This window comes from Roseivivax lentus (assembly GCF_900156805.1).
Classification (GTDB): Bacteria; Pseudomonadota; Alphaproteobacteria; order Rhodobacterales; family Rhodobacteraceae; genus Roseivivax; species Roseivivax lentus.
The window spans coordinates 98,721-106,499 of sequence record NZ_FTOQ01000013.1 but is presented as its reverse complement, the minus strand read 5'-3'; the positions used below and the strand labels follow the sequence as shown (position 1 = coordinate 106,499).

Below are 7,779 nucleotides of genomic sequence, written 5' to 3'. Positions count from 1 at the left end.
CCTGCTCCACCCCCGTCTGTCATCGGTCCGCGGCTTGCCGTGCGACTTTGAGAAGACAGGGGCAAGCTTGGCCGTCTGATCGCCGGTCGGCAAGACACGGTGGATCATGTCACAGTTCGGTTTTCCGAGCCGTGAATCACGTAGTGCGTTGGAAATGAAAGCATCTCGACCCTAGAACCTAAATCTTGCCACTATAACGGTTCTTCTTGCCCGAAGCGCGGCGCGCCGCCATTGGCCCTGTTGACTGCGATATGATCAGGCGCCACGCAGAATTGAACATTTCTAATTTTATAGGTTCTTTTCGCCCATAAGAAGTATGCCCCTACAGCAAACAACCTTAACATGTTTTTTGGCAACTGTCCGGATTTTTCACGGATAAGACGCCGTGTTCTTAGACAGATGGCAATTTCGAGCATGATCAAATATGTCTTTTCTAAGGCGGCCTTTTCAGTTACTTTCATCTGTAGTGTGTGTGCCGTCCGCGGCTTGCGACTGTTTTGCTGTGGTAATTTTGGAAGTGAAGCTTGGTCATGATTAGAAGCCGATTTTTGTCCGTCATTGGCGCTGCAGGGCTTTGTGTCGCCGCTGGTTCTGCCGGGGCGACCCCGCTCAATCTCGAGTATCTTGGGCCTCAATCTGGTTACAGGACCTTGCAAATTGTCGAATCGCCGGTTGACCCCATCGGAGGCGGCGCGCTGCCTGATAACGTTTTGGCCGGGGCATTTGATATGCTCGACACTACGCCGGGTAGCCTCTTGGGCAATTTCGTAGCGTGGTGCCTGGACCTTACAAGCTGGTTGGGCACTGGGTCCGGAATCACTTATCCTTACGAGACGACTGATACGCCCTTCAGCAATAGCTATGGTTTGGACGCAAGCGAGATGGCTCGTGTTCAGGGCCTCTTTGACGCCAACTACTTCGAAGGCCTTGCAGATGACAGGAATCGGTCGGCGGGGTTTCAGATGGCGCTATGGGAAGTGCTCTATGATGACGACTACAGCCTGACCAACAACACGGCGGCGAACGACGATTTTCGGGGTGTTGCAGGGTACGGCGCAGGTTCCGCCTTTGCTTTGGCCGAATCATATTTGACTGCCGCAGCAGCCTACGATGACGGCCGTCAATGGAACCTTCTCTTTCTAGAAAGCCAGAGCGGCAAACAAAACCTTGTGACAGTGTCCGCGGTGCCGTTGCCGGCTGCAGGACTTTTGCTGTTGACAGGTTTGGCCGGACTTGCTTTTGCGGGAAGGCGTCGTAAGGCTGCTGTCGCCGCTTCGGTGTAGCATGCTTGCGCAACGGCGCTTTTGCCCTGAAAAGAAAATCGGCAGGAAGCTCAAGTAAGCATTCGGACGGTGTGCCTGGTAGTTCCAGAGTATGCCTCGCTCGGTTGATGGATTTCCTTTTAACCAAATCCAAGAGGCCATGAACGGCGGTCATGCAGCGTGGCAAGTCTTTCCCGTTGCTTCGTCATGGGTCAGACGCGTTGTGGGGTCGCGGGATTCGGGCATCGTCTTCCTTCGCGACTTCTGGGCGCCCGTCGAAATATATAAAAGCGATTATGACGGAATAGACTTGCCAGCGATGAAAATCCGGCATCAAAATTTTGCATGCTATGCGTTATTGTGAGTCTGGTTACCAAGTCGGCCCTTCGAAGCGTGTATCCACAGCAAATTTTGTGAGTGAACTCAAAATGCTATACCCAAAGTTAAGTATTGGGCTGCCAGTCTATAATGGCGAAAATTATTTGGCTGAGAGCGTGCAATCCATCCTTGATCAAGATTTCGAGGATTTTGAACTAATTATCAGCGACAATGCTTCCACGGACGGGACCGGAGAAATATGCCAAACCTTCGCCGCAAAGGATTCCCGAATCCGCTATATTCGGCAAGAAAGTAATCTTGGAGCGGCTCCTAACTATAACCTTGTTGTTGAGTTGGCGCGTGGGCCATATTTCAAATGGCAGGCACATGACGACAATCTACTGCCGGGATTCCTGAGCCATTGCATGACCGCGATGCAACTCGATGCCGATGCGGTGTTGGCCTACCCCATGACATCCGTGATCGACGGATCCGGACATGAGATCGGCCTTTTCGATGACGGTCTCGACCTACCACAAAACACTCCAAGTGCGCGTCTGGAGGCATACCTTAAGCAGAATTTCATGCGGCGACGTGGGCTTTGCAACCCAATCTTTGGCATCATTCGAATCAATAAATTACGCCGCACCCGCCTTATTCAAGACTTTTTAGCCTCGGATCTGATATTGCTAGCGCATCTTGCGTTGCTTGGAAAATTCATCCGACTGCCTGAAAAACTGTTTGAGCGACGGGTCCATCCGGGCATATCTACCGCAGCACAGGCCAGCCACGCCGATCGCCGCAGATGGTTCAACACATCTTCCAAACAAGGTTTGCCGTTATTCGATAATGAGTTAAGCCTGCGCATAAAGCACATTCGTAATCTGTTCCAGGCAATCGACGAGCTGGTGGACGATAGGAAAGAGCGCGATCTCTGCCGCAGGATGCTGCGCAAGATGCTAATCCGCGATCCGAAGTGGATATATATTGATCTGAAATATTCGCTTGGCTTCCGACCAAGCTGGAGCGAGAGCGCGCGCAGTATCTCTGCGAACAACCGCCCACAGCCCCATTCGGACGGCAGTGCTTGATCGTGAAGATCTTGGTTGCAATCGCCAACTACGGTGACTCGAATACGTCATATGTGCAGACCCTGATTGATACTTACCGAGGGTTCTCGCGGTATCAGGTCGATATCGTTATCCTGTCTAACGTGGACAAGAACTTTGGCACGTCGATCGAAGTTGCCGTCGGCCTGCCGACAAGCAATCCGTGGTCTCTGCCCTTCGCGCATCGTCAGATCTTTGCGGACCGTCAGGACGACTACGATGTCTTCATATATTCTGAGGACGATACCCACATACTAGAGACCCATGTGGAAAACTACCTCGGCGCAGAAGCTGTGCTGCCGCCGGACCACGTCGCCGGTTTCATGCGGCACGAGATCGACGCGAGCGGGGCTTGGCACTACTCGACCGTCCACGCTACCTATCATTGGGATCCCAGTTCGGTCCTACTCGCAGGCGGAGAGGTTTTCGCGAATTTCACCAACGAACATTCCGCGGCCTACATTCTTTCCCGCGATAAACTGAAGCGTTGTATTGCCTCTGGTGGGTTTCTCGTGCAGCCCCATTCTGGCCGTTACGATATGCTTTGTTCGGCCGCGACCGATCCATACACGCGTTGTGGTTTGAAAAAAGTCATCAACGTTTCGCGGCTCTCAGATTTCAGCTTACACCACCTTCCAAACAAATACATCGGTCGCATTGGTCTGCCGAAAGTGGAGATGGACCTTCAGATTGAAAAATTGCTGACAATCCCCAAGAACGACCATCTGCGAACCTCTCTTATTGACGGAACGGTCAAGTCGGATCATTCGAGCCGCTACGACCGCAGCTATTTCACACCCGCGTTTGCGAGCGTTGCACGCGCAATGCCAAACCGGCGATGCAGGGTGCTTTCCGTCGGGTGTGATATGGGTAAAACTGAGGCGGCTCTCGTCGCGCAGGGCCATGAGGTTGACGCCATTCCTCTCGATCATGTCATAGCCGAATCCGCAAAATCGCGTGACATCATGATACTCGATGCTGCCCTAAGTGATCCAATCTCTGCATTCCAGCCAGGCCGTTACGACGTTCTTCTGATGAATCTGTGCCTTCCATATATGAGCTCACCGATCGACATGTTGCGCTCATTTTCACCTGCACTCTCGCGGGACGGGCAGTTGTTGGTAGCCTTTTGGAATTGGTCGGCGGAATCCGAAAAGCGCAAGAGGCGCGAAGAAAAGAAGAAATTTGGCCCATTGACGGTCGGTGAATATGCCGAGAGCGGCATACATCGAACCGACCCGCAGATCGTTCGGGACTGGCTCAAACAGGCGGGTTACGGGGCCTTTTCGACATATTTCGACGTTCCAGAAAAACACCGGCTCTTATCGAATCTCTGTCTCAAACTGATGGACAGCCGTATAGCGGTCACCGGAACCGTTCGCGCCACAGCAGTCCAGTAGACGAGAAACCTTCTTGAAGCGTTCGGCATCAGAAGCGATCTCTCGCGCCCAGCCGTCTAGCTCCCCCTGTCGAGATGACGCAGGTGCGCAGTGGCGCACATTTCAAGGTACTCCTCGCGTTTATTCCATATTGCCCGGACCCGTTCGCAGTATTCCCTAGGACTCGCGTCGGACGGCACAAGCATGCCATTTACGACATCGATGAGATCCTAACCTGCCACAGAACATTCACCCAGCCAGAACTGGAGTCCCGTAGCTTGATACGCCGGCCCTACCCCACATCGTCTTTCAGTAATTCGTAAAGTTTGTCGGAATAGGTGCTCAGTCGGCGGTCCGCCTCCGCCCGCATGCTGTCCATGTCTTTGCGAAGCGTTTCACGCTGCTCGAAGCCTTGGTGAATCTTCGACATTATCTCATCTTCGGTATCGGCAGTGCAGTCGGCGACAAGATCGTAGCCCAAGGTCCGAAACACGCCGATGAACTTGCGGCTATAGGCAAGCGGAAGGGTTGGCACGCCTGCCGAAAAGGCGGCGATGCAGGCGTGCATTCGCGATCCACAAAAGAAGTCCATACGTGCGATCTGGGCCTTCGTTTCACCCGGCGTCGCGCCAGCCGGAGAAACCCGGACTTTCGGAAATTCCTTGGCAAGCCTTTCGGCAATGCGCTGGTCGTCTTCCACGGTATCAACGTTTTTCGGCACCACCACATGACTGAAGAGGTGAACTTCCACGCCGTCCTTCGACAGAAAATCCGAGATGATCCGTTTCACAAGCGACGGGTAATCGACGAGCAATCTAAAATCGTTTCGCTTCTTGTAACCGCCGGCATTCAGAAGCCCGGAAATGTTTAGCCCGACCCTCACTCTGCCGTCGCCGATCGGCGGGAGCGCCGGATAGGGAAGGTGAAACGCCACATCCGTCGCTTCCAGAAGTGGGATGCCCGGATGCAGATCGCGGACGAAGCGAGTCGAGATTTCGTCGCGCGTTACGACGAGCCGACACCTGCGCATGATCTCTCGCGCGATCATACGGGACCATGCCGACTGGAAAGGTCCGATGGTTTGCGGTGCCAAAACCAATGGAGTTCCCGATCGGAGAACCACCGCCTTCGAGACGGCTTGGTATAAAAACCGCTTGGCCCCGTATATGTCGGTGAAACTGTCGCCCCCACCAATATCGAGAACCATCGCGCAATCGGCCGCAACTTGACGAAGCCCGTCCCGACGAGCCAGAAGAAAGCGTCGGCTGAAAGGCTGCATCCTTGCGCGCGGATGACGCAGGTAGTCCGGCATGTCGGGATCCGGCCAATTGATGACGTCGAAGTCGAAGTCTGCGCTCAGACGTTCGGCCAGTTCATCAAGGATGCGAATATGCGCGACCGTCAACGCGCCAACGCCAAGATTGGCATTGTTCACAGTATGCCAAAGCAGGCCAAGCCGGAGCTTTGAGCGCGCTGAATCTGATATCACAACGGGACTCCCCAATCTGCCGGCGTGCGTCAACTGGGCCGCTGCGCTCGAAAAAACCGCATCGCGGCCAATACTGCGCCGAGAGCCAGACTGAACTCTGCAACGCTGGCCCTGACAGGACAAGCAGGTTTATCAGCTTGCAACAAAGGATGTTCCAAGGCAGCGTTAATAAAGGAGGCCGTCGATCCTTCGATCAGCGGCGGAACCCTGCTTCAGTCGTCACGGAGGAAGCCGAGCATGGTCTCAACCGGGATACCGCGCCGCGGCGATCAGCGGTCTGCACCGGCAAGACCGCTCCGTGTCGGCTTTGTCACGATCGGCGATCCCCGAAAGGTCGGTTTCTGGTCCGGAACGCCATATTACATGGCGCGCGCTCTCGAAGAGCAGGCAATGGAGATCGTCGGTCTCGGCCCCTTGCAGGCGCCGGCTTTGCCCCTGCACAAAGCCTATGCAAAGATCCGGCGAACGTTTGGCCTGCCTCGCCTATCTCCGTTCCACGCGGCGCCCGTGGCGAGGCAATTCGCGACCGACGCAGAAAGGAAGATCTCGGACGCCGAGGTCGACATGGTATTTGCCCCCGCTGGTTCCACCTTCGCCAGGGGAACACCGCCCGACGTGCCTCTGGTCTACACGTCGGATGCGACCTTCAAACTGGTCGAGAATTACCATCCGAATTACAGGAACCTGTCCCGCCGTGCACGCATCGAGATCGACGCTCTGGAGCGCGACAGCATATCGCGAGCGGACCTGCTGCTTTACCCCACCGAATGGGCTGCCCAATCGGCCATGGAAGACTATGGTGCCGACCCGGCGCTTGTACACGTTATTCCTTGGGGAGCAAATTTGATGGATGCACCGGACAGAGAAACAGCCCTTCGCGAGCGGGCGCATACCGGCCTGCGGCTGCTTTTCGTCGGTGTAGACTGGGCAGAAAAGGGTGCCGCCATCGCGATCGAGGCCCTGGACTGCCTGCGCGCGCAAGGCATCGATGCCCGATTGACGATCTGCGGCTGTTCGCCCCCTCACCCGGTCGACCGCGATGGCCTGGAGATCATCCCTTTCCTCGACAAGCAAAACCCGGAAGAGATGAAAAGACTCACTCGGCTTTTCGACGAATCCGACTTCTTCATCCTTCCCACACGTGCGGATTGCTACGGGATCGTATTCTGCGAAGCCGCCGCGTATGGCCTGCCGTCAATCGCACCGGCGACAGGCGGCGTGCCTGGTGTAGTCCTCCACGGAACGAACGGTATCTTGGTCGACCCGGACGCGCCCGGCCGTGACTACGCCGCTGCCATCGCCGCACTGCTAGCCGATCCTGGCCGCATCTCCCGACTCCGAGAAAGCACCCGCAATCGATATGAAGCGGAACTGAACTGGAGCGCTTGGGGGCAACGCGTGGGAAAACTGATGGCCAGCCTATGATCATCCTGAATTACCATGAGATTTCGGACGAGCCGGGGCGTGACCGCTGGACGGTCTCCAGCTCAAGGTTCAAATCCCATCTGGATCTCTTTCGAGATCGCTTGATATCGCCCGAGACCTTCCTCAATCATTGCCATAGCAGGAACCACGACAAGGATGGCCGGGTCCTTCTCACCTTCGATGATGGCAGACTCTCTGACTATACCGTCGCGTTCGAAGAATATTTCGGATCAGGCGAAATTCCGGGGTTCATGTCATTTATCCCCACGGATCTTGTTGGGAAACCCGGCCACATGAACTGGCAAATGATCAAAGAGCTTGCCAGCCACGGCATCACTGTCGGGTCTCATGGCCTGGCGCATGTGGATCTCACCGCTCTTTCCGATGTGGACCTGGAAAACGAGGTCAGAACCTCCAAATCCGTGCTTGAGGACAAGACGGGATCGAGCGTCAAGCTTTTCGCCTTTCCGTTTGGCCGGTTTGACAAAAGGGTGTGGAACGCGGCCCTGGCGGCAGGCTATACACACCTTTTCACGATCCAACTGGGCCATCATCGGAGTTTCGAGACGTTTCTCTACTCCCGCCTCTGCATCACGACTTCGATAGATTCAAACTACATGGCCCGGCATTTGGCGAATCCTGACGAGTACCGCGGTATGGCTTGGCGGATGAGCAATCGCCTCGGGATTTACCGCCTCCTCATGCGGCTGCGCTATCACTGATAGAGATAGGGTTCGCCGTGTTTCATTTTCGGTCCTCAGTTTTAGCATCGGACTTTTGGCCTGAAACATACCCTA

General features: G+C 55.2%; 7 protein-coding genes. 5 read left to right on the top strand and 2 right to left on the bottom strand.

Translation table 11 applies throughout. The features are described from left to right. Nucleotides 1-191: 191 nt before the first annotated feature. The gene (locus BW990_RS21575; RefSeq protein ID WP_143526255.1) at nucleotides 192-416 is read right to left on the bottom strand and encodes a hypothetical protein; all 225 of its coding nucleotides are present in this window, start codon (nucleotides 414-416) and stop codon (nucleotides 192-194) included. Nucleotides 417-548: 132 nt separating this feature from the next. On the opposite strand from BW990_RS21575, the gene BW990_RS16675 reads away from it, so the two are divergent. The 3 genes from BW990_RS16675 to BW990_RS16665 all read left to right on the top strand — a co-directional run bounded on the left by BW990_RS16675 (nucleotide 549) and on the right by BW990_RS16665 (nucleotide 4,089). Continuing rightward, complete coding sequence (locus BW990_RS16675) at nucleotides 549-1,283, top strand: VPLPA-CTERM sorting domain-containing protein (protein WP_159441681.1); 735 nt, start codon at nucleotides 549-551, stop codon at nucleotides 1,281-1,283. Between the two features lie 329 nt (nucleotides 1,284-1,612). After that, complete coding sequence (locus BW990_RS16670) at nucleotides 1,613-2,671, top strand: glycosyltransferase family 2 protein (protein ID WP_083950680.1); 1,059 nt, start codon at nucleotides 1,613-1,615, stop codon at nucleotides 2,669-2,671. A 2-nt stretch (nucleotides 2,672-2,673) separates the two neighbouring features. After that, a complete protein-coding gene (locus tag BW990_RS16665) occupies nucleotides 2,674-4,089 on the top strand; it encodes a class I SAM-dependent methyltransferase (protein WP_327214181.1) in 1,416 nt (471 codons plus the stop codon). 271 nt (nucleotides 4,090-4,360) lie between these two features. On the opposite strand, the gene BW990_RS16660 is transcribed toward BW990_RS16665, so the two are convergent. After that, a complete protein-coding gene (locus tag BW990_RS16660; protein ID WP_159441679.1) occupies nucleotides 4,361-5,503 on the bottom strand; it encodes a polysaccharide pyruvyl transferase family protein in 1,143 nt (380 codons plus the stop codon). 417 nt (nucleotides 5,504-5,920) lie between these two features. Between BW990_RS16660 and BW990_RS16655 the strand changes: the two genes are divergently transcribed. Both BW990_RS16655 and BW990_RS16650 read left to right on the top strand, forming a co-directional pair. Then, nucleotides 5,921-6,982: a glycosyltransferase family 4 protein gene (locus tag BW990_RS16655; RefSeq protein ID WP_200798067.1), complete on the top strand. Its 1,062-nt coding sequence runs from the start codon at nucleotides 5,921-5,923 to the stop codon at nucleotides 6,980-6,982. Then, nucleotides 6,979-7,704, top strand: coding sequence for a polysaccharide deacetylase family protein (locus tag BW990_RS16650; protein ID WP_076449787.1), 726 nt, complete (start codon nucleotides 6,979-6,981; stop codon nucleotides 7,702-7,704). Before BW990_RS16655 ends, BW990_RS16650 begins: the two co-directional genes overlap by 4 nt. The last annotated feature ends 75 nt before the right edge of the window (nucleotides 7,705-7,779 follow it).

Bases quoted from the DNA above. Each gene is read 5' to 3' on its own strand.
- BW990_RS16670 (WP_083950680.1), top strand. From the start codon at position 1,613: ATGCGTTATTGTGAGTCTGGTTACCAAGTCGGCCCTTCGAAGCGTGTA.
- BW990_RS16655 (WP_200798067.1), top strand. From the start codon at position 5,921: ATGGCGCGCGCTCTCGAAGAGCAGGCAATGGAGATCGTCGGTCTCGGC.
- BW990_RS16650 (WP_076449787.1), top strand. From the start codon at position 6,979: ATGATCATCCTGAATTACCATGAGATTTCGGACGAGCCGGGGCGTGAC.
- BW990_RS21575 (WP_143526255.1), bottom strand. From the start codon at position 416: ATGCTCGAAATTGCCATCTGTCTAAGAACACGGCGTCTTATCCGTGAA.